Source organism: Streptomyces sp. NBC_00005 (assembly GCF_045160215.1).
Classification (GTDB): Bacteria; Actinomycetota; Actinomycetes; order Streptomycetales; family Streptomycetaceae; genus Streptomyces.
Window position 1 is genome coordinate 3,614,011 of sequence record NZ_CP108316.1, and the last position, 21,401, is coordinate 3,635,411.

Below are 21,401 nucleotides of genomic sequence, written 5' to 3' on the forward strand. Positions count from 1 at the left end.
CACTGCGGCACAACGTTGGTGCCGACCGCCGGAAGGTTGTTGGTCGAGTGAGGCGAAGCAAGAACGGTCCCGAGCCGTCGGCACGGGGCAACTTCACCCCGCCGCCGCGCGGAGCGGCGCCCGCCCCTGTGCCCGGTTCGGAGCCGACGGCCGTTCCCGCACCGAGCGGCGGCCGTCTCTCCCCCCGCAACTGGCGGGTGCCGACCCGGCTGAACGCGATCCTGCTCATACCCGTGGTGGTCGGCCTCGTCATGGGCGGCTTCCAGGTGAAGGGCTCGATCGACACCTGGCAGGAGGCGCAGGACGCGGAGAACACCGCCCGTCTGGTGCGGGCCTCCCTGACCTACGCCAACGCGGTCAACAACGAGCGTGACATCACCGCGGCACCGCTGCTCAAGGGCAAGGGTGAGACCGCCGCCGACAAGAAGACGGTCGCCGCGGCCCGCAAGACGACGGACGAAGCGGCCGACGGCTTCGACGAGGCCGCGCAGAACATGCCGCAGAAGGCCGGCCTGCTGCGCCGCCTCAAGCTGTTCCGCCAGGCCGAGCCCCAGCTGGCCACGCTGCGCGCGACCGCGTACTCCTCCAAGGTCTCCGGAGTGCAGACCGAAGAGGGCTACGTCGCGATCGCCCACCCCCTGATGGAGTTCGCCAACGAGCTGGGCCTGGGCACGGGCAACATCACCAGCTACGGCCGGACCGTCTACGCGATCTCGCTGACCCAGGCCGCCCTGTCGCTGGAGCGGTCGATCGGCATGCACCTGCTGATCAGCCCCGGCCCGAAGGCCGCCGACCTGGCCAAGCAGCGCGTCGCCCTCTCCTCGTACGCCTACCTCGAGGGCATCGCCATCGAGGAGTACAAGGCCGGTGGCACCGAGGCGGACGCGCAGAAGCTCGTCGACCTCGAGGCGAAGGCCACGACCAAGGGCGCGGCCATGGCCAAGCAGGCCGCCGCCCAGGCAGCGGCCAACAACCAGAAGTACGTGCCGCCGCCGTCCAAGCCGACGGACATGGTCACGGCCCTCTCGACGCTGCAGACCACCGACACCAGCGCCCGCGCCCTGCTCGCCCAGAAGGGCATCACCGCCGAGAACTGGTGGGCGGTCAACACCCTCCGGTACGACGTCTACCGCCAGATCCAGGCGGACATGGCCGACAAGGCCGTGAACGAGGCCTCGGACATCGCCGACAACGCCAAGCGCGACGCCCTCATCACCGGTGCCGCCGTCGTCGTCGCCCTGCTCCTCGCGTTCATCCTGGCCGGCGCGGTCGCCCGCCAGATGTCCCGCTCGATGCGCCAGCTGCGCAACGCCGCCTTCGGCATCGCCGAGCAGCGCCTGCCGATGCTGGTCGACCAGCTCTCGCGCACCGACCCGGGCCGCGTGGACACCCGCGTCCAGCCCATCCCGATCAACACCCGCGACGAGATCGGCGAGGTCGCCCGCGCCTTCGACCAGGTCCACCGCGAGGCGGTCCGACTGGCCGCCGAGCAGGCCCTGCTGCGGGGCAACATCAACGCGATCTTCACCAACCTCTCGCGCCGCAACCAGTCGCTGATCGAGGGCCAGCTGACCCTGATCACCGACCTGGAGAACAACGAGGCCGACCCGGACCAGCTGGAGAACCTCTTCCGCCTGGACCACCTCGCGACCCGTATGCGCCGCAACGGCGAGAACCTCCTGGTCCTCGCCGGCGAGGAGCCCGGCCGCCGCTGGGACCAGCCGGTCCCGCTGGTCGACGTACTGCGCGCCGCCTCCTCCGAGGTGGAGCAGTACGAGCGCATCGAGCTGTCCGGCGTCCCCGAGGCCGAGATCCACGGCCGCGCGGTCACCGACCTCGTGCACCTGCTGGCCGAGCTGCTGGAGAACGCGACGACGTTCTCCTCCCCGCAGACCAAGGTCCGCGTCACCGCGACCCGGCTGCCCGACGGCCGCATCATGATCGAGATCCACGACAAGGGCATCGGCCTCACCGCCGAGGACTTCGCGGACATCAACCACAAGCTGGCCAACCCGCCGACCGTGGACGCCGCGATATCCCAGCGCATGGGCCTGTTCGTGGTCGGCCGGCTGTCCGACCGGCACGGCATCCGCGTCCAGCTGCGTCCCTCGGGCGAGCAGGCCGGTACGACCTCGCTGGTCATGCTTCCCGACGCGATCACCCACGGCGGTGGCGGCGGCGAGCAGCAGCCGCGCGACGAGTTCACGGTCTCGCAGATCATCCCGGAGCAGAACTACCGGGGCGAGGACTTCAACAACGGCCTGCCGATGCGCACGGCCGCCGAGCTCGGCTTCGACGACAGCCGCTACTCCGAGGTCCCGGACGACATACGGGAGCTGGACCCCGTCGGCCGCTCGCTGATGCGCGAGGAGCGCCGTGCGGCCCTGGAGGCCCAGGCGACGGACGTCCCGGGCCAGGAGCCCGGCTCCCCGTACAGCGACGCGTTCGACCAGCAGCCGTCCTACGACAACGGCCGCGGCGGCTTCCCGGAGCAGCAGCCCGGCGGCTACGACCCGCGCCCCGCGTACGACGAGCCGCAGCAGACTCCGTACGAGGAGCAGCAGCGCCCCGCGTATGACGAGCCGGCTCCGCGCCCGTCGTACGACGAGCCGTACTACGCGCCGAACGGCGGCCTCCCGCAGAACGACACGTTCTCGTCGAACGGCGGCTACCCCGAGCCCTCCTATGCGGAGCCGGTCCGCGAGGAACCGCCTGCCGCCCCCTCCTCCGTCCCGGAGTCCTTCCCGGCCTTCGAGGAACGGCGCTACCAGGACGACTGGCCGCAGCAGGACGGCTACCAGAACGGCTACTCGTCCGAGTACGCTCCGGAAACGGAACCTGCGCAGGCCAATGACGTCGGTGAACCCGACCGCGTAGGCTTCGACCGTCCGGGACCGGCCGCTTCCGCCGCCCACGCACTGACCGACGCCGGACTGCCCCGCCGCGGATCCCTCGGGAGCGCTGCGAGCGGTTCGAACGGCGCTCGGCACGTGAGCCAGGAAGCGCCGGCCCCCAAGCCGGAGAGCAACGGCAGCACCCAAGGCAACGGAATCGGCCCCGGCGGCGACTGGCGTTCGTCGAACGACGAGCGCTGGCAGCAGGCCTCGCAGCTCCGGAAGCCCAAGGCGGGCGGGGTCACCTCCTCCGGCCTGCCGCGGCGGGTACCCAAGGCCAACCTGGTCGAGGGAGCCGCCGAGACCACCCCCCAGGGCGGCCCACAGGTCTCCCGCGCTCCCGAGGACATCCGGGGCAGGCTGAGCAACCTGCGTCGCGGCGTCCAGCGAGGACGCAACGCAGGTAGTGAAACGAACGGTCAGGGCTTCGGCTCTGACAGCACCTACAACCAGGAGCGTTAGTGTGAGCCCGATGAGCCAGGCGGCACAGAACCTGAACTGGTTGATCACCAACTTCGTGGACAACACCCCCGGTGTGTCCCACACCGTGGTGGTCTCCGCCGATGGACTCCTTCTGGCGATGTCCGAAGGTTTTCCGCGTGACCGCGCCGACCAGCTGGCGGCCGTCGCGTCGGGTCTGACCTCGCTGACCGCCGGTGCCTCGCGCATCTTCGAAGGCGGCAGCGTGAACCAGACGGTTGTGGAGATGGAGCGGGGATTCCTCTTCATCATGTCCGTATCCGACGGTTCCTCACTCGCAGTTCTCGCTCACCCCGAGGCGGACATCGGCCTCATTGGGTACGAGATGGCCCTTCTGGTGGACCGTGCCGGGTCGGTCCTGACACCGGATCTTCGTGCCGAGCTCCAGGGCAGCCTGCTCAACTGACAGACAGACGGTGCGTTTTGGCGTCCCGGGGCCGTAAGGTTTCGGGACGCGGCTCCACAGGGATCGGGTGCCCGGCACAGTCGGAGGAGGAGAAAGTGGCAACACCCCCAGGCGGTTCGAATTCGGGTAACTGGTCGTACGGCCCTGCCCAGGGCCAGGGCGACGGTTCCCAGAACCCGAACCGTTACAACTTCCCCTCCACCCCGAGCCATCGGCGTCAGCAGCCGTACGCGCCGCAGGGTCCCGGGCCCTCGCCGTACGACCAGCCGCCGGCGCCGCGTATCCAGCCCGTGCAGCCGCAGCGACGCTCCCCTGAGCCGGCGCCCGCGGGTGCGGCGAACAACCCCCTGGTGCGCCCGTACGCCATGACCGGCGGCCGGACGCGCCCGCGCTACCAGCTCGCCATCGAGGCGCTGGTGCACACCACTGCGCAGCCGCACCAGATGCAGGGCCAGCTGCCCGAGCATCAGCGGATCTGCAACCTCTGCCGTGAGATCAAGTCGGTCGCCGAGATCTCGGCGCTCCTGACGATCCCTCTCGGCGTGGCCAGGATCCTCGTCGCCGACCTGGCGGAAGCAGGACTGGTCGCCATCCATCAGCCCGGCGGCGACGAGAACGCCGGCGGCCAGCCAGACGTGACACTGCTCGAAAGGGTGCTCAGTGGACTTCGCAAGCTCTAGCGGCGGTCCTTCCCGCTCCACGACCTCGGCGAAGATCGTGGTGGCGGGTGGCTTCGGCGTGGGCAAGACCACGTTCGTCGGGGCCGTCTCGGAGATCAACCCGCTGCGTACCGAGGCCGTCATGACGTCTGCTTCGGCAGGCATCGACGACCTCACCCACACCGGAGACAAGACGACCACGACGGTCGCCATGGACTTCGGCCGCATCACCCTGGACCAGGACCTGATCCTGTACCTCTTCGGTACGCCCGGCCAGGACCGCTTCTGGTTCATGTGGGACGACCTGGTCCGCGGCGCCATCGGCGCGATCGTCCTGGTGGACACCCGCCGTCTCGCCGACTGCTTCCCCGCGGTCGACTACTTCGAGAACTCGGGTCTCCCCTTCGTGATCGCCCTCAACGGCTTCGACGGCAACCAGCCGTACAACCCGGACGAGGTCCGTGAGGCCCTGCAGATCGGCCCGGACACCCCGATCATCACGACGGACGCCCGCCACCGGGCCGACGCGAAGTCGGCGCTGATCACTCTGGTCGAGCACGCGCTGATGGCACGACTGCGCTGACCCTCCCTGCAACTGGGCCCCTCCTCGGAGGGGCCTTTTTGTTTGCGGCGACGCACACGAAGGACGGCCCATGAAGAAGGGCCCCTCTCGGCTGAGAGGGGCCCTTCTTCATGGCGTCGTGCAGGCTCAGTGCCAGCTGTGCGGGGCGCGGAAGCCGCCCTCGCGCTCCAGGCGGCGCCAGCCGGCCTTGGCGCGGCCACGGTGGGTCTGGGCGTCCGACTGGGCATCCGACGGGGCGGCCGCCGCGCGGGCCAGGAGGATGGCCGTGATGGCGGCGACTTCCTCGGGCTCGGCGTGGCCCTTCTCGACACGAATGTCAGGGGTGTTCATAGGTCTCAGTCTCCGTGAGAGAGGTTTCCGCGAGGGTGTCGCGGAGGGTCCGCTGGGTTACTGCGGGGGGTTGCCGTGCTTACGCGACGGCAGGTCGGCGTGCTTGGTCTGCAGCATCGTCAGGGAGCGGACGAGGATCTCGCGGGTCTCGGTCGGGTCGATGACGTCGTCGACCAGGCCGCGCTCGGCCGCGTAGTACGGGTGCATGAGCTCGGACTTGTACTCCTTGACCATGCGGGCCCGCATGGCCTCGGGGTCCTCGGCGTCGGCGATCTGCCGGCGGAAGATGACGTTGGCGGCACCTTCGGCGCCCATCACAGCGATCTCGTTCGTCGGCCAGGCATACGTGAGGTCGGCACCGATGGACTGGCTGTCCATGACGATGTACGCACCGCCGTACGCCTTGCGCAGGATCAGCGAGATCCGCGGCACGGTCGCGTTGCAGTAGGCGTAGAGGAGCTTCGCGCCGTGCCGGATGATGCCGCCGTGCTCCTGGTCGACACCGGGCAGGAAGCCCGGGACGTCCAGGAAGGTGACGATCGGGATGTTAAAAGCGTCACACATCTGGACAAAGCGCGCAGCTTTTTCGCTCGCCTCGATGTCCAGGACGCCCGCGAGCGTCTGCGGCTGGTTGGCGACGATGCCGACGACCTGGCCGTCCAGGCGGCCCAGCGCGCAGATGATGTTGCGGGCCCAGCGCTCGTGGACCTCGAGGTACTCGCCGTCGTCGACGATCTCTTCGATCACCTTGGCCATGTCGTACGGCCGGTTGCCGTCCGCCGGGACCAGGTCCAGCAGGACCTCGCTACGGCGGTCCGCGGCGTCCTCGGACTCCACGCGCGGGGGGTTCTCGCGGTTGTTCTGCGGGAGCAGCGACAGGAGGTAGCGGACTTCGGCGATGCAGGTCTCTTCGTCGTCGTAGGCGAAGTGGCACACCCCGGAGGTCTCGGCGTGGACGTCGGCGCCGCCCAGGCCGTTCTGGCTGATCTCCTCGCCGGTGACCGCCTTGACGACGTCCGGACCGGTGATGAACATCTGCGAGGTCTCACGCACCATGAACACGAAGTCGGTCAGGGCGGGGCTGTAGGCCGCACCGCCCGCGCACGGACCGAGCATCACGCTGATCTGCGGGATCACCCCGGACGCCTTCGTGTTGCGCTGGAAGATGCCGCCGTAACCGGCCAGCGCCGAGACGCCCTCCTGGATGCGGGCACCCGCACCGTCGTTCAGCGACACCAGCGGGGCACCGGCCGCGATGGCCATGTCCATGATCTTGTGGATCTTCGTGGCATGGGCCTCACCCAGCGCCCCGCCGAAGATCCGGAAGTCATGGGCGTACACGAAGACCGTGCGGCCCTCCACCGTGCCCCAGCCGGTGATCACACCGTCCGTGTACGGCTTCTTCGCCTCCAGCCCGAACCCGACCGCACGATGCCGACGCAGCTGCTCGACCTCACGGAAAGAGCCCTCGTCCAGCAGCAGCTCGATGCGCTCCCGGCCGGTCAGCTTGCCCTTGGCATGCTGAGCCTCCGTCGCCCTCTCACTCGGGCCGGCCAACGCCTGCACACGGATCTCGTGCAGCTCGGCCACCCGGCCACGCGCGTCCGTCGGCTCACCCGTCGACTCACCCGGCGCCTCATCCAAAACGGTCATGTAGTGACCTTACGAAGCCCACCAAGGAAAGCGAGCCGTCGACTCCGTACAGTCTCCGGCCCGTTTTCCTGGTACCACTGAACAGAACCTCGACGGCATGCAGGCGTTCCGACTGCTCAGAGGGCGTCCGGCTTGTAGAGGTCACACAAAGCCGTCAGCTGAGAGTCAGCTCACATCCGTGCGTCGCACATGCCACGCCTGGGGTAATCCGCAGGGTCGCGCGACGGCCCGTGACGAGGACCTCGACCGTGTCGTCGGCCCTCACCACCCCGCGCACCGGACGGTCCCAGATGATCTCGAACGGTTCGCCCGTTCGGGGTGGCTCGCTCACGCAGAGGGTAGCGGTGCGGCCGTGGTGGCGTACGAGGACGCTCGCGGGCGCGGAGGCGGTCAGCGGCCCCGCCGTGCCGGGCTGCCAGAAGTTGGCGGCCGTCAGGCCGAGGGAGGGGACCCGGACGGCCTGGCAGGTGCTGTCGTTGACGAGGAGCGACAGCCAGTGGCGGTCGGCGGCGCGGGACGCGACGGTTCGGCGGGAGGCGCCGGGCATGAGGACGTAGGCGTAGGTGGCGTCCGTCGGGTCCGTGCCGTGGTCGAGCCAGAGGGTCTGCCAGCGGCGGGTGGCCTGCTCCGTCGTACTGGTGGTGTTGATGTCGGACCAGGCGCCGGTGCGGTCCTCGCGCAGGGTGTGCGGGGCGTCGTCGGGGAACAGCCAGCCGCCGTGGCCCTCCAGGTGGGCCCAGCCCCGGCCGCGTACGAACTGCTGCGTCCCGCCCTCCCCCAGATTGCGGTTGTCGACGACGGTCTCGACCCTTACGCCGTCGGTGCAGGTGATGCCGGCGCCCAGGCAGATCACCGCGTCCTCGACGCAGAACCACGACTTGTGGGCCTGAAGCGTCGAGCCGAGGCCCTTCAGGTGCTGCCCGACGGCCGCGTACGCGCCGTCCGTCGTGCCGCCGACCCAGCGCACGTCCGGCTTGGGCGCGCCCCACTCGCCGCCCGCGTTGTCGGGCAGGCGTCGGGTGGAGACGGTGGTGCCGGGGAGGCGGTACCAGTCGACGGTCGGCCAGAACCAGTCCGTGTACTGGTCGGACCTGCCCTCGGGCCACCAGAAGAGCATTCCGGCTCCGGTGTGCAGGCCGCGTGGGTTCTCGCCGTTGCCGCACTCGTAGTAGGTGATGCGGTCGCTGCACATCGCGATGTTCGCCGTGAAGCCCGGGCCGCGGTGGACGGCGCGGTCCATGGCCGGGAAGAGGCGGTGGCCGGCGGGTTCCGGGGCGGCCGGGACCGCCGAGCCGGCGACCGTGTGCAGACGGGCCAGGTCGGCAACGTCGAACTGAGGGGCCGTCAGGATCGGTGCCACCGTGTCCCGTTCGATCCAGCCCTTGACGGCCGCGTACCAGCGGTCGCGTTCCGCCGCGCTCGCCCCGCCGGCCAGCAGGGCGACGGCCGCGATGATGCCCTGACCGTGGAAGTGGTCGCTGCGCATGACGTGACGGTCGTCGGCCTTGAGGTAACCCCGGCTGATGGCACGGCCGTTGACGCCGTCCATCACCAACCCGTCGTGGATCAGGGGCGCGTAGGCGTGCTCGACGCTGTCGAGGACGATCTGCCGGTTCGGGTCGGTGACCTCCCACGCGGAGCCCGCGAGCAGCGTGAACAGGCGGCCGAGGCCGTCGAGCATGACCTGTCCGTACGTCCCCGAGTACGCGACCCAGGTGTGCTGGACGAACGAGCCGTCCGCGTACAGCCCGTCCCCCTTCGTGACGTAGGGGAAGACCGGGGAGAGGGCGTCGCGGGCGAGGGCCAGCTTGGCGTCCGCGCGGCCCAGGACGCCGCGGAGGGCGACGGAGCGGCACAGGTCGACGCGGTTGGCACCGGTGGAGGTGCCGGAGTAGTCGGTGAGCATCGCATCGGGGATGAAGTGGTCCACGGCGGCGCAGGCCGCTTCACGCTGGGCGTCGGTGAGGTGGTCGTACAGGGCGGCCGTGATGTCCATCAGCAGGCGGGGGCTGCCGATCTGCCATTCCCACCAGTTGCCGTAGCGGGTGGTGGAGGGGTTGTAGACGGTGGCGGAGAGGTGGTCGAGGCCGCGCAGGACGTCCGCGAGGAGGGCCGGGTCGCCGGTCGAACCGGTGCCCTGCTGGACGTAGGCCTGGGTCATCGTCCACAGGCGGCTGTAGCTCTGGGTGATGCCGGCGGGCGGGTCGTAGAGGTAGCCGGGCCAGAGCGAGGTGGGGGTGGGGGCCATGGTGGCCCGGACCGCGCGGGCCAGTTCACCGGTCTCGGCCAGGCGGGAGGCGTAAGGCTCCGCGGTGGGGTCGTAGCCGGTGCCGAGGGCGATGTCGAGCCAGCGGCGGCGGAGGGCCTCGTAGGGGTCCGGTTCGGCGGCGCGGGCGACGGGCGCGACCGCGGCCATGAGTGCGGCGGTGAGCAGGACGGCTCGGCGGGTGGGTCTCAGGACGGCTCTGCGGTGGGGGTCCATGCCATGGGCATCTACCACCTCAGCGTCATCACGCCAACACCTTGCGGATGATGTTGAAACTTGAACGGAATAGGTCTACGGTCATCCGCGTTGAGTAGTTCAACGTTCAACATCATCGACATTCCTTCGAAGGAGCACGCCATGGTGAACCCCGACCTGACCGCACTGACCGGCGACTACACCATCGACGCGGCCCACTCCGCGATCGGCTTCACCGTTCGTCACGCCATGGTCACCAACGTCAAGGGCAAGTTCCTCGACTTCAGTGGCACGCTGCAGCTGGACGGCGCGGAGCCGTCGAAGTCCGCGGCGTCCATGGACGTCAAGATGGACAGCATCGACACCGGGTCCGCGGACCGGGACGGTCACCTCAAGAGCGCGGACTTCTTCAAGACGGACGAGTTCCCGGCGATGACCTTCCGTTCCACCTCGGCGGAGGCTCTCGGCGGCGACGACTACCGCATCACCGGTGACCTGTCGATCCTCGGCGTCACCAAGCCGGTCACCATCGACCTCGAGTTCAACGGCGCCGCGAAGGACCCCTTCGGCAACGAGCGCGTCGGCTTCGAGGGCAAGGCGGAGATCCTGCGCTCCGAGTGGGGCCTGACGTGGAACGCGGCGCTGGAGACGGGCGGTGTGCTGGTCTCCGACAAGATCAAGCTGAACTTCGACATCTCGGCGATCAAGAACGCGTGACGTCTTCTTTCCCGAGCGCGCCCGTCCTCGTACGTCGAGGGCGGGCGCTCGGCGTTCTCACGCCTCCAACTTGCCGATGACAGAGGCCAGTCGGGCCGCCCGCGTCCGCGGGGTGAGGGCCTGGAGCAGCCCGAGCATGACCTGGTACCGGTCCGTCCTGCCGAGCTTGTCGAAGGCCGCCTTGGCGCGGGGGTTGTGGTCCAGCGCCGCGGCGAGGTCGTCGGGCACCGTGGCGTTCTTCTGCGATGCGTACGCCGCCTCCCACCGGCCGTCCGCCCGGGCCGCGTCCACCTCGGCGAGGCCCGCGGGACGCATACGGCCGGCGGCGGCCAGTTCCGCCACTCTGTGCACGTTGACCACCGACCAGAGGCTGCCCCGTCGGCGCGGCGTGATCCGTTGCAGGAAGTACGCGGCGTCGAGGCTCCTGCGTTGGCCGGTGATCCAGCCGTGGCACAGGGCGAGGTCGTTGACCTCGGCGGCGGTGACGGAGAGCTGGCCCGAGCCCTTCTTGGCGATCTTCACCCAGAGGCCGGCGTGGGGCGCGGGGTGGGCCGTCAGCCAGGCGTCCAGGTCGGCTGCGGAGGTGAAGGGGCGGGGTTCCTCGTCGTCGTTCGCGGTCATGGGGACACCGTAGGGAGGAAGTAGGCCGTGAACCGTCCTACTTCCTCCCCGCCGGCGACGGACTCAGTAGTGCACGCTCGGGTACCAGTCGCCGCGGCCCCGCGGGGTCAGGTCGAGGGCGCTCCAGACAGGGGTCAGCAGGTCGATGCCCCGCTCCTTGATGTCGTCGGCCATGCGCGGGTGGGCGGAGTAGAAGTGGCGGACCGTGCCGTCGGCGTCGCGGGTGAACACCGAGACGGTGGAGTCCTGTTCACCGTCCTTGTCCTCACTGCCCGTGTCGTACTTGAACGTGCTGTCGCCGCAGCTCAGCAGCCGCAGCCGGTGCCAGCCCCGGTCGCGGGCGTACTGCCGCAGGGTGGGCGGGTCGGCCGCCGCCGCGATGACCAGGTCGGCGTTGCGGGTGATGTGGTGGGCGATGCCGTCGAGGCCGTCGATCCAGAGCGTGCACATCGGGCAGGGGTCGGTCTGTGCCTTGCCGTACATGAACTGGTAGACGATCAGGGGGCGTTCGGGGGCGGTGAACAGTTCGCTCAGCGTGACCTCGCCGACCGGGGTGTCGCCGGCGTCGAGGTCGGCGGGGCCCTCCAGGAAGACGTAGTCGTCGACCGGGGGCCCGGGCGGGAGGGTGCGGCGCAGGGCCGCGACCCTCTCGCCGTGGCGCATGAGGTCGATCTCGGCTTGGCGCAGTTCTTCACGGGCGGCGAGGTATTCCGCGGATTCGCCGGGCAGTCGGGTGTGCCGCAACATCGCGTCCTCCTGGGGTGGCCGTCCCCCGTGCAGGTCCTTCGAGTCTAGGGCCCTTCTGATGGATCTCCGTGGAAGAAGGAGCGGCGTTCGGTGCGTGCGATCGGCGTGCGGCGTGGAGGGTCATGTGGCGGAGCCACCTGGCCCTTCGCACCGTGCGGCTGGGGGTCCCCCCACGCCCTTGAGGCAGTGAGGGAGTGCGTGCCGGGCGTCGCGACGCCGCGGAGATCCGTCAGAAGGGCCCTAGGCGCCGCGCAGAGCGCCAGCAGGAGTGCACCGGTCGCGCCGGCGACGGCGACCAGCAGGGCGCCCTCGGTGCCGTGGGCCTGCGCGAGGGCGCCGGACACGGCCTGTCCGGCGGCCGCGCCCAGGGGGCCGCCGGCGCACAGGACGGTCATGGCGACCGCGGCACGTTCGGCGGGGGCGAGCCGTTCGGTCAGGGCGTACAGGCTGATCATGTAGGGCGCGACCGTGAGGCTCGCCACGGCGACGGCGGCGGGCACGGACACCAGTCGCGCGCCGACGAACAGCGTCACCATGCCGGCGCAGAGCGTCGCGGCGAAGGTGACGTAGCGCGCGCGGAGGGAGAACCGGTGGGGCAGCCAGGCGCAGGCCGCGCCGGCCAGGGCGCTGCCGACGCCGAACTCGGCGTAGACGAGCCCCGAGGCGCCGGGCTGCCCGATCGTGGCGGCGTACACGGTGACGGCCGTCTGGACCGCACCGAAGACCGCACCCATCGCGGCCATCGCCAGGAACATCACCGCCAGTGCGCGCCACGGCAGTTGCGGCTTGCGGTGCTCCGGCAAGGGCTCACGGGGCGTGTCCCGGTGGGCGTATGTCAGGGCGAAGGGAAGGGTGGCGGTGGCGGTCAGGCACATGGTCACCACGGCGGGTGCGAGCGGGCCGACCGACGCCAGCAGCCCGACGACCGCGGGACCGGCGACGAAGCTCGTCTCGTCGGCGGCCGCCTCGTACGACAGGGCCGAGGGCAGGAGTCGGTCCTCACCGCCGTCACGCAGGAGACGGGACCAGTGCACCCGCACGAGCGGTCCGACCTGGGGCTGGGTCAGTCCCACCAGAGCGGCGGCGGCGAACATGCTCGCCCGGCTGCCGTGGCTCGCGGCCAACAGGGCTGCCCAGGCGGCGAAGTTGGCGAGTGCGGCAAGGGCTCCGACGGTCCGATGGCCGTGGCGGTCGGCGAGAGCGCCGACCACCGGGCCACCGACGGCGATCGCGATGTTCTGCGTCGCACTGGCGAGGCCGGCGAAGGCATAGCTGTGGGTGGAGGCCTGAAAAAGGATGAGGGTGGAAAGGGCCGAGGACGCGTACGGCAGGCGGGCCAGGAATCCCAGGGGGAAGAAGCCCACGCCTGCGACGCGCGGCAGGGAGCGGTACGACACCGATGTCTCCGTCGGGCATGTCGAGGAGACGCGCTACCCAGCCACCAGCGCGCCGACGGGCCCGATTCTGTCCGGGACCGTAGCGCGGGCGGCCGGAGGCTGTACACCACCTGGACCGCCCGCGCACCCCGTCACACGTCCCGCGCCCTGAACAGCACTGCCCCGACCGCCAACAGCCCCACCGCGTAGGCCGCCAGGACGCCCAGCCCCGGCCACGGACCGATCGGCAGGCGGGCCAGGTTCTTCGTCGCCTGGACGGACAGGCCCGCCGGCATGGGGAACCAGCGCTGGACGCGCTGTTGCCAGGTGGGTGAGGGGAGGACGTTCGCCAGGAGCGGGACGACGTAGAGCAGGCCGAGGCCCACGGTGATCGCTCCTGCCGAGTCCCGCAGGAGCGTCGCGGCCGACAGGCCCAGCACGGCCACCAGGGTCAGCACGAGAACCGAGCCGGCCGCGGCACGCAGGGTGGGGCCGTCCGTGAGGCTCGGCGACTCGAAGCCGTTCGTCGGGAGGATCAGGCCGGCCGTCCAGAGGGAGAGCAGGGTCGCCACGACCCCTGCCCCGGCGGTCAGGAGGGACAGGGCGGTTGCCTTCGACAGCAGGACTCGCCACCTCACCGGCATCGCGGTCACCGTCGTACGGATGGTGCCGGAGCCGTACTCCGCGCCCATCGACAGGGCGCCCAGGATCAGGCAGGCCGCCTGGCCGAGCCAGACTCCGGTCAGGCTGAGCTTCACCGTGTCCTCGTGGCAGGCCTCGGGGGACGGGCAGACGCGGGACGTGAGCGAAGCGGCCGCCGCCGCTCCCACCGCCACCGTCAGGATCACGGTCGCTGCCAGCAGCCACCATGTGCTCGGCAGCGTGCGGAGCTTCGTCCACTCGGCGTGGAGGGGCCTCATGCGTCCCTCCTGCGCAGGCTCCAGGCCGCCAGCAGCAGGGCAGCCACCGCGTAGGCGGCCAGGACGCCCAGGCCGTTCCACGGGGTCAGGGGGTAACAACCGCTCTCCGGGAGGCAGTTGTTCTTGACGAACGGGTAGCGGGTCACTCCCTGCTCGATCGCGAACGCCGCCGCCGGGGTCACCCGCAGCAGCCACTGGCCGACCGGGAGGGGGAGGGCGAAGGACAGGATCTGCGGGAGGATCATCAGGACCACCACCGTGGCGATCGCCCCTGCCGTGTTGCGGAGCAGGGCTCCCAGCCCCAGCGCCAGGACCGCCACCAGGGACAGCAGCAGTGCGCTGCCGGTGATCGCGCGCAGTGCCGGGTTCTCCAGGAGGGAGAGGTCGGGGAAGGCGGGGGGCTCGAAGCCGTTGTCGCGCAGGGTGGACTGGGCGAGGGTGAAGGCCAGTGCCGTGGCCGGGAGGGTGACGGCGAAGGTCGCTCCGGCCATCACCAGGGTCTTCGCGGCCAGCACCTTCCGCCTGCCGGGCGTCGCCGTGAACGTCGTACGGATCAGGCCCCGTTTGTACTCGGCCGTCACGAACAGCGCGCCCAGCGCGACCATGAACAGGACGCCCACGGAGATTCCCTGGAAGCTCATCTGGACGGTGTCGCCGAGGGTTTCGTCCGGGGCGATGTCACCGCGGCCGGTCAGTGTGTAGACACCGGTCGCGGACACGCGCGTGGTGCCTGGCTCGGCGTCCTGGGGGGTCGGGCCGTTCGGGGTGCCCTTGCCGACATCCGTGCTCGTCCATTTCGGGGTCGGCGAAGTGCCGCTGAGAGTGAGGTCGTCGAAGGTTCCCTTCGCCACTCCCCCGTCGGCCGTCTCGCTGGTGCCGCCGAAGGAACGCCGCAGGTTCTCGTGGGTGGGGGTCGCGACGAACGCGCCGATCTGCACCGTACGCGGCAGGCCCTTCAGTCGTACGTCCTTGATCTTGTGCCACTCGTGGCCGTCGCGCGATGCGTACGTGGTGACGTGGTCGCCCGTGCGCGTCAGGCGGAGCCAACTCGGTGCGGTCGTGAGGTCGCTCGGGCCGCCCGCGGTGTCGTGGGTGAAGTTCCATTGCGTACGGACGCCGTGGTCGGGGGTGGTCAGGACCGCCGCGTACGGGGCGCCCGCCTGCAGGCTCTGTTTGAGGATGAGCCCGGCCTTCGCCCAGGGCTCCGCCGCCTTGCCGTTGCCGCTCTTCAGGGCGGTGACGCGGACCGTGACCGTGCCGTCGCCGGTCAGCGGGCGGTGGGTGAAGTGGAAGGAGTCGCGGACGACTGTGCCGTCGGGGGCGAGGGTGGGGTGTTCGAAGCCACTCGTGACCGATCCGCTCGCGCCGAGCTGGGAGATCACCACCGTCACGGCGGCGGCGACCACGAGGACCAGCGGCCAGGCGCGGACCGTGACGAACTTGGTCCACTCCGCGCGCAGAAGGTGGAGGAAGCCGGCTCGGGTCGGGTGGAGTCCGGAGCGGTACGGGGTGACGGTGGGGGCGGTCATCGGGTCACCTCGCCGTCGGGGGTGGAGGTGAACTCCGCCGCGTCGCGGGTGAGTTCCATGTACGCCTCCTCCAAGGTGGCGCGATGCGCGCCCACTTCGGCGAAGGGGACACCCGCGTCGCCGAGGAGCTCGACGATCCTGCGGGCGGGCAGTCCGGTGATCGCGAGGGTGTCGCGGTCGGTCACGGCGACGGTGGCGCCCTCGCGGGCGAGGAGTTCCATCGCCTCCGTACGGGCTTCGGTGCGGAGCCTGACGCGGTCGCCGGACGCGGCGGCGAGGAGGTCGGACACCGCCCTGTCGGCGATCAGGCGGCCGCGGCCGATGACCACCAAGTGGTCGGCGGTGTCCTCCAGTTCGCTCATCAGGTGGCTGGAGACCAGGATCGCGCGGCCTTCGGAGGCGAGGTGGCGCAGGAGGGTGCGGATCCACTGGATGCCCTCGGGGTCGAGGCCGTTGACCGGTTCGTCGAGGATGAGGACCGGGGGGTCGCCGAGGAGCGCGGCGGCTATGCCGAGGCGTTGGCGCATGCCGAGGGAGTAGCCGCCGGCCCTTCTGCGGGCCGCCGACTCCATGCCGACCTGTTCGAGGACCTCGTCCACCCGGCGCATGGGCAGGCCGTGCGAATGGGCCAGCCAGCGGAGGTGGTCGCGGCCGCGGCGGGCGGGGTGCAGGGCGGCGGCGTCCAGGAGGGCGCCGACCTCCAGCAACGGGGTGCGCAGGGCGTGGTAGCGACGGCCGCCGATGAGCGCCTCGCCCTCGTCGGGGGCGTCCAGGCCGAGGACGGTGCGCAAAGTGGTGGACTTGCCCGCCCCGTTGGGACCGACGAAGCCGGTGACCGTGCCGGGCTCGACCGTGAAGGAGAGGCCGTCGACCGCGAGGGTCCGGCCGAACCGCTTGCGCAGGTTGCGGACTTCGATGGTTGCGTCGCTCATGGTGAGGGAGGCTAGGGGCGGGGGCGCGCGGGTGTCGTCACGCCGGGGAGGTCCCTCACGTGGGGGACGCTGTCCGGGGTGGGGCTCGGCACAATGGCCCGATGGCCCGATGGGCGAGCCGAGGGGGCGGTGGCGGTGACGAAGTGGGTGCGGTCGCTGCCCGCTGTTCTCGCCGGGCTCTCCGTCTGCGAGGTACTCGTCCGCAGCAGCGGTCCGCACATCGGCCCGCGCAGCGGTCTCGCCGCCGTGCTGCTGCTCGCCGTCGCCGCGCCCCTGCCGCTCGCCCTGGTGCTGAGGTCCGAGCGGGTCGCCCGGGGTGCGGCCGCGCTCGGTCTGAGCGGCGCCTGCGTGCTGGCGCTCGTGCCGTTCCGGTCGCTCACTGTCGCCGCGGCCGTGGCACAGCTGACCTGTGTGTACGTGCTCGTCCGGGCGGGGTGGACGCGGCTCGGCGGTGTCCTCGTCGTGCCGTACGTCGTGACCGCCCTGGTCAGTGACCACCCGACCACCCAGGTCGCCGCCGTCCTCGTCGCCACGTTCGCCGCCGCCGCGGCGGCGACCGGCATCGCGCAGCAGGTGCGCTCCACCGCGCTCGCCCACAGCGCGACCGAGCGGGCGTTCGCGGACACCCTCCTCGAACATGCGGCGCGGGGTGAACGGGCCCGTATCGCAAGGGAGTTGCACGACGTCGTCGCCCATCACATCTCGATGATCGCCGTGCAGGCGGAGAACGCACGGCTGACCACGGCCGGTCTGCCCGCCGAGGGCGCGACCCGCTTCCTGGCCATCGGGGACACCGCGCGCACCGCCCTGACCGAGATGCGCCGGCTGCTGGGCGTCCTGCGGGAAGACGCCCAGGGCACGGACACCGGTGTGCGGCGCAGGCCGCAGCCGGGGCTGGGCCAGCTCCTGGAGCTGCTCGACGAGTCGCGGGACGCGGCCGGTTCGCGCACCCGGCTGATCGTCAGCGGGCCGGTGGCCGCGCTCGACCCCGGCATCGAGGTCACCGCGTACCGGATCGTCCAGGAGGCGCTGACCAACGCGCGCCGGCATGCGCCGGGAGCGGCCGTGGACGTGGAACTCCGTTACGGAGCCGAGGAGTTGGCGGTGCGCGTGCGCGACAACGGGCCCGGGCCCGCGGCATCCGGCTCTCCCGGGCACGGGCTGCTCGGCATGCGCGAGCGTACGGCGACCGTCGGCGGCACGCTCCACATCGGTCCCGCCCCCGGTGGCGGCTTCCTGGTCGAGGCGCGGCTGCCGGTCAAGTCGGAGGCGCCGGCGTGAGTGCGGGAGCGGACATCCGCATCGTCGTCGCCGACGACCACGAGGTCGTCCGCGCCGGGTACGCCGGACTCCTCGCCACCCAGCCCGACTTCACGGTGGTCGGCACCGCACACGACGGCGCCGAGGCGGTGCGCGTGTGCCGGGAGCAGCTGCCCGACATCGTCCTCATGGACGTACGCATGCCGGTCATGGACGGCATCCGGGCGACCGCCCTGCTGCAGGGGCCGGACGCGCCGCGCGTGCTGGTGCTCACCACCTTCGACCTCGACGAGCACGTGTACGACGCCCTCGCCGCCGGGGCCAGCGGGTTCCTGCTCAAGGACGTGACGGCGGAACGGCTCTTCGAGGCGGTGCGGGTGGTCGCCGCCGGTGAGGCGCTGCTCGCGCCCGCGATCACCCGGCGGCTGATCGCCGAGTTCGCCCGGATCCGCCCCAAGGCCCCCACACAGAGCACGCTCGCGGCACTCACCCCGCGCGAGACCGACGTCCTGCGGCTGCTCGCCGAGGGGCTGTCCAACCCGGAGCTCGCCGAGCGCCTGCACGTCGGCGAGGAGACCGTGAAGACACACGTCAGCCGGATCCTGTCCAAGCTGGGACTGCGCGATCGTACGCAGGCGGTCGTGATGGCGTACGAGAGCGGGCTGGTGGTACCCCGGACGGGCTGACCGCGTCAGCCCGCGCAGGCCTGCCGGACGGCGCGCTCGATGCTGTCGAACTGGGCCGCGGTCGGCACGACCCGAACCCGGCCCTCGCCGCGGGCGTTGCGCGTGCCGGGTGTGGGCATGGCCCGGCCGACCGATGGACATCGGCCGGACAACCCCCTTTCAACCCTCACTCGGCCGTACGGCGAGCCGTGCCGCCGCCGCTCGTCTCCGGGGCACCGGCAGCAGCCACCACGCCGACGCCACCGACAGCACCGCGCCGACGGCGATCCCTTCGAGTCGGGTCGGGAGCAGGTTCTGGGCGTCCTGGCCGAAGTAGCCGAGGAGGAGGGAGAGGGCGCAGGTCAGGCCCGCCGCCCAGTAGGCGTAGTTGAGGGGGCGCAGCCACAGCGCCACCGTGAGCACGGCGAACATCAGCGCCACGGAGGCGTGACCCGAGAGGCCGGCCGCCGCCACGCCGGCCGCCAGGAGCGTGCCGAGCGTCGCCCCGGCGAGGCGCTCGGCTCCCTTGCGCAGTACGTCGGTCCGGCCGCGGTTGCCACTGGCGGCGACGTACGCGGTGAGGACGACCCAGGGCCAGTGGTCGTCGAAGAGCAGGTGGCCGAGGGCGAAGGCGGTGGCGATACCGGCCGCCATCTGGAGGGCCATGCGCGTACTGGGCCGGGGGTGGAGCCGGGAGCGGCGTGGCGCCTGCTCGGGGGCCGGTTGTGCACGCCAGGGCCCGAACCGGTCCCCCACCCCCTGCACCAGCCATACGAAGCCGCAGGCCAGCGCCCCGATCAGCGCCGACCAGAACCAGGTCACCAGCCCGCTCTGCGCCTCGCGCGGCAGGGCGGGTCCGGGGACGACGAGGAGGGCGACGAGCGGGAGGGTCAGCAGGGTGCCGGCCTTCGTGGCGGCCGTGCCGTAGCGGCGGATCCAGATCGCCAGCGAGATGCCTGCCGTGAAGACGGCGGCGCCGATCGCGTAGTGGGAGGCGATCAGGCGGCCGAGGAAGACCGAGGCGCCCGCCGTCACGGGCAGCACCACGAGCGCGGTGAGCCGGCGGCGTACATCGGCGGTGCGCTGGGAGGCGGCCAGGGTGAGGGTCAGGGCGACCGCGAGGACGAGTACGTCGGTGTGGAGACCGGCGGCGTCCTCCAGCGCCAGCGCGACGGCCCAGCAGAGCAGCACCGCGGTCATGGTCAGAGCCGCTTCGTACGCGTTGCGTATCAGTTTTGCGGTCACTCACCTGATATTACGGCCATTGTCCGCGCCAAGGTAGTAAGTATTCGCGTACGATCATTGCCATGGAGCACCTTTCCGAAGCCGCCCGGATCCGTCGCGGTGTCGTCCGGCTCAACCGTCGGCTGCGGCACGAGCGCGCCGACGGAAGTCTCAGCCCCAACCAGCTGTCCGTGCTCGGCCATCTGCACCGGCACGGGCCGTCCACGCCCGGTGAGGTCGCGGCGGCCGAGCGGCAGCGCCCGCAGTCGCTGACCCGGGTCTTCGCGGAACTGGAGGCGGAGGAGCTGGTCGTGCGCGCGCCGGGCACGGCCGACCGGCGGCGGTCCGTGCTGTCACTGACCGAGGAGGGGCGCCGGGCCCTGGAGCGGGACATGGCCGAGCGCGACGCGTGGCTGGCCGGCGCGCTGGCGTCGCTGAACGCGACGGAACGGGGAGTGCTGGAGCTGGCGGGCGCACTGATGGAGCGGCTGGCGGACACACCGGACACCTCCGACGAAGCCTGAACTGCCCGTCCCCGTAGGGGAGTCAGAAGCCTCCGCCGAAGTCTCCGCCGCCCCCGAAGTCCCCTCCCCCGCCGCCGCCGAAGCCGCCGCTGAAGTCGCCGGAGTCGAAGTCCGCGCCGGAGGTGTCGCCGCCCTGGTAACCGCCGCCGAAGTCGCCGTATCCGGAGCCGTAGTCGGCCGCGTACGACGGGCCGGCCATCATGCTGCCGAGCAGTGTGCCGACCAGGAGGCCGGGGAGGAGGCCACCGCCGAAGTAGCCGCCGGCCCAGGGGCCGTAGGCCGGGCCCGCGTCCCAGTAGGGGCGTCGGCCGTATGCGGTGTCGACCTCGCGGATGACGGGGTCGCGGCCGTCGGCGAGGCGGGTGCGGTCGGCCGCGCAGACGGGGACCTCGCGCGTGGCGCCGCCCGGGGGCGTCCAGGTGGCGTCGGCGACGGAGGGGCCGTGGCGCGGGTCGAAGAAGCAGGGCGGACGGCGTTCGAGCAACGGGCCGCCCTCGCGGCGGGCGGCGAGCTGGGCCAGCGAGAAGCGGCCGTCCTCCAGGGCCTCGGTGACGGCTCGCACGTCCTCGGGTTTGCCCGCCTCGGCCATGGCCGACTTCGCCTTCTCATAGGCGTCCAGCGCGCGTTCGTAGTCCGCGCGCATGGCGTCGTCGGCGCCCGCCTCCCCCGGATGGAAGTCGAGGCGGTCCAGCTCCTCGCCGAAGGCCGTGATGTCCTCGTCGACCACGACCCGCAGCTGCTCCAGCGCGGCCCGCTGCTCCTCGGCCCTGCGGCGCCGGTTGCGGCGGACGAGGGCGAAGGTGCCCGCGCCGCCGGCCACCAGCACCGCGCCCACGGTGATCAGCGCCGTGGACGACACCCCGCTGTCGCCGGACGAGGAGTCCCAGCTCGACGGGGCCGAACCGCCGATGTTGGTGAGGGCGCTGCTGGTGAAGTCGTCCAGCTGGGTCTTGGCGTCCTTTTCGCCCTGGACGCTGGTGACGAGGTTCTGTACGGCGGTGGGCGGCAGGACGGAGGCGTCGGCGCGGGCGTCGAAGCGGTCGCCGAGGCGGATCGCGTACAGGCCCGTGATGCCGGTGGCGGTGCGGAGGTTCTCGAAGAGGTTCGTCGTCGGCTGCCCGGCGGGCAGGACCGCCACGAAGAGGGGCTTGTCGGCGTCCTTGATCTGCTTGGCCAGGGCGTCGGCCTCGGCGGACGACAGCTGGACGGAGGCCGCCGGGTCGACGTAGACGGGGCTCTTGCGGAGGGCGTCGGCGATCGTCGAGACGCTGGTGGCCGCGGAGGCGGGCGAGGGGGCCACCGCCAGTACGGTCAGCGCGGCGAGCACCAGGGCCGCGAGCAGCCCTGGAAGGCTTCGGGTCCGTACGACGGACTTCATACTTCGAAGCTACCCGAAGCCTCCCAAAACCGGGCATCCGCA

At 71.3% G+C, this 21,401-nt stretch carries 19 protein-coding genes; 8 read left to right on the forward strand and 11 right to left on the reverse strand.

The features are described from left to right. Window positions 1-47: 47 nt before the first annotated feature. The 4 genes from OG303_RS16535 (at window position 48) to OG303_RS16550 (ending at window position 5,022) form a co-directional block, all read left to right on the forward strand. Window positions 48-3,356 (forward strand): nitrate- and nitrite sensing domain-containing protein, encoded by a 3,309-nt coding sequence (locus tag OG303_RS16535; protein WP_405869146.1) that lies wholly within the window; start codon window positions 48-50, stop codon window positions 3,354-3,356. A 10-nt stretch (window positions 3,357-3,366) separates the two neighbouring features. Then, window positions 3,367-3,780 (forward strand): roadblock/LC7 domain-containing protein, encoded by a 414-nt coding sequence (locus OG303_RS16540; RefSeq protein WP_037781109.1) that lies wholly within the window; start codon window positions 3,367-3,369, stop codon window positions 3,778-3,780. Between the two features lie 95 nt (window positions 3,781-3,875). Continuing rightward, window positions 3,876-4,460 (forward strand): DUF742 domain-containing protein, encoded by a 585-nt coding sequence (locus OG303_RS16545; protein ID WP_405869147.1) that lies wholly within the window; start codon window positions 3,876-3,878, stop codon window positions 4,458-4,460. Continuing rightward, window positions 4,441-5,022, forward strand: coding sequence for an ATP/GTP-binding protein (locus tag OG303_RS16550; protein ID WP_026248371.1), 582 nt, complete (start codon window positions 4,441-4,443; stop codon window positions 5,020-5,022). Before OG303_RS16545 ends, OG303_RS16550 begins: the two co-directional genes overlap by 20 nt. Before the next feature lie 126 nt (window positions 5,023-5,148). On the opposite strand, the gene OG303_RS16555 is transcribed toward OG303_RS16550, so the two are convergent. The 3 genes from OG303_RS16555 to OG303_RS16565 form a co-directional block, all read right to left on the reverse strand. Continuing rightward, window positions 5,149-5,352, reverse strand: a complete 204-nt coding sequence (locus OG303_RS16555) for an acyl-CoA carboxylase subunit epsilon (RefSeq protein ID WP_405869148.1) — start codon at window positions 5,350-5,352, stop codon at window positions 5,149-5,151. Window positions 5,353-5,409: 57 nt separating this feature from the next. Then, window positions 5,410-7,005, reverse strand: coding sequence for an acyl-CoA carboxylase subunit beta (locus tag OG303_RS16560; RefSeq protein ID WP_405869149.1), 1,596 nt, complete (start codon window positions 7,003-7,005; stop codon window positions 5,410-5,412). Between the two features lie 154 nt (window positions 7,006-7,159). After that, window positions 7,160-9,487, reverse strand: coding sequence for a polysaccharide lyase 8 family protein (locus tag OG303_RS16565; RefSeq protein WP_405869150.1), 2,328 nt, complete (start codon window positions 9,485-9,487; stop codon window positions 7,160-7,162). 141 nt (window positions 9,488-9,628) lie between these two features. Here OG303_RS16565 and OG303_RS16570 point away from each other — a divergent pair, with 141 nt between their 5' ends. After that, on the forward strand, window positions 9,629-10,183 hold the full coding sequence (locus OG303_RS16570; protein WP_405877306.1) for a YceI family protein: 555 nt from the start codon (window positions 9,629-9,631) through the stop codon (window positions 10,181-10,183). A gap of 57 nt (window positions 10,184-10,240) precedes the next feature. Here OG303_RS16570 and OG303_RS16575 read toward each other — a convergent pair whose 3' ends face one another. From OG303_RS16575 to OG303_RS16600, 6 genes are all read right to left on the reverse strand, one after another. Further along, the gene (locus OG303_RS16575) at window positions 10,241-10,804 is read right to left on the reverse strand and encodes a YdeI family protein (protein WP_405869151.1); all 564 of its coding nucleotides are present in this window, start codon (window positions 10,802-10,804) and stop codon (window positions 10,241-10,243) included. 63 nt (window positions 10,805-10,867) lie between these two features. After that, the gene (locus tag OG303_RS16580) at window positions 10,868-11,551 is read right to left on the reverse strand and encodes a DUF899 family protein (RefSeq protein ID WP_405869152.1); all 684 of its coding nucleotides are present in this window, start codon (window positions 11,549-11,551) and stop codon (window positions 10,868-10,870) included. A 44-nt stretch (window positions 11,552-11,595) separates the two neighbouring features. Further along, window positions 11,596-12,948, reverse strand: coding sequence for an MFS transporter (locus OG303_RS16585; protein WP_405869153.1), 1,353 nt, complete (start codon window positions 12,946-12,948; stop codon window positions 11,596-11,598). Between the two features lie 131 nt (window positions 12,949-13,079). Next, complete coding sequence (locus OG303_RS16590) at window positions 13,080-13,847, reverse strand: ABC transporter permease (protein ID WP_405869154.1); 768 nt, start codon at window positions 13,845-13,847, stop codon at window positions 13,080-13,082. Continuing rightward, window positions 13,844-15,376 (reverse strand): DUF1349 domain-containing protein, encoded by a 1,533-nt coding sequence (locus tag OG303_RS16595; protein ID WP_405869155.1) that lies wholly within the window; start codon window positions 15,374-15,376, stop codon window positions 13,844-13,846. Before OG303_RS16595 ends, OG303_RS16590 begins: the two co-directional genes overlap by 4 nt. Continuing rightward, window positions 15,373-16,308 carry an ABC transporter ATP-binding protein gene (locus OG303_RS16600; protein ID WP_405869156.1) on the reverse strand — a complete coding sequence of 312 codons (936 nt, stop codon included), beginning with the start codon at window positions 16,306-16,308 and terminating at the stop codon, window positions 15,373-15,375. The genes OG303_RS16595 and OG303_RS16600 overlap by 4 nt, the downstream gene beginning before the upstream one ends. Window positions 16,309-16,443: 135 nt before the next feature. On the opposite strand from OG303_RS16600, the gene OG303_RS16605 reads away from it, so the two are divergent. Beyond that, window positions 16,444-17,589, forward strand: coding sequence for a sensor histidine kinase (locus OG303_RS16605; protein WP_405869157.1), 1,146 nt, complete (start codon window positions 16,444-16,446; stop codon window positions 17,587-17,589). Continuing rightward, the gene (locus tag OG303_RS16610; protein ID WP_405869158.1) at window positions 17,586-18,254 is read left to right on the forward strand and encodes a response regulator; all 669 of its coding nucleotides are present in this window, start codon (window positions 17,586-17,588) and stop codon (window positions 18,252-18,254) included. Before OG303_RS16605 ends, OG303_RS16610 begins: the two co-directional genes overlap by 4 nt. Window positions 18,255-18,413: 159 nt before the next feature. Here the strand turns inward: OG303_RS16610 and OG303_RS16615 are convergent, their stop codons facing one another. Beyond that, window positions 18,414-19,478, reverse strand: coding sequence for an FUSC family protein (locus OG303_RS16615; RefSeq protein WP_405869159.1), 1,065 nt, complete (start codon window positions 19,476-19,478; stop codon window positions 18,414-18,416). Window positions 19,479-19,540: 62 nt separating this feature from the next. On the opposite strand from OG303_RS16615, the gene OG303_RS16620 reads away from it, so the two are divergent. Next, entirely contained in the window at window positions 19,541-19,981 is a 441-nt protein-coding gene (locus OG303_RS16620) for a MarR family winged helix-turn-helix transcriptional regulator (protein ID WP_405869160.1), read from the forward strand. Between the two features lie 22 nt (window positions 19,982-20,003). On the opposite strand, the gene OG303_RS16625 is transcribed toward OG303_RS16620, so the two are convergent. Then, window positions 20,004-21,359 carry a hypothetical protein gene (locus tag OG303_RS16625; protein ID WP_405869161.1) on the reverse strand — a complete coding sequence of 452 codons (1,356 nt, stop codon included), beginning with the start codon at window positions 21,357-21,359 and terminating at the stop codon, window positions 20,004-20,006. Window positions 21,360-21,401 lie beyond the last annotated feature (42 nt).